Consider the following 293-nt stretch of genomic DNA (forward strand, 5'->3'; position numbering starts at 1 on the left):
CAATGTAATCAATCTCCCGATTAATATAGTTTTTAGCTTGTCTATCATTCGCAAATTGAAGGGTTAGACGCCCATTTTTGCGCACAGCTATCCCTCGAAACTCCATTACATTGCCACATTCCGAACATTCCAATGGATCTTCCCCAAATGATTCTATACGCCGCTCCCGCCAACCTAACGGTTTGATCATTTCCTTCGCATTGATTAACACTTTTTGTGTGTCAAGTTGAAATTGTTTGACCACTATCTTCATGAGTGTCTTAATACGACGAGAATACAAACCATAGTGGCGT

Annotated in this window: 1 pseudogene; it reads right to left on the reverse strand. The window is 40.6% G+C overall.

Annotated elements, in window-relative coordinates:
• Positions 1–293, reverse strand: a pseudogene (locus tag ACYQ2O_RS13140) (IS91 family transposase); the annotation flags it as partial.

The sequence above is a fragment of the Alkalibacterium sp. m-11 genome, from assembly GCF_054658155.1.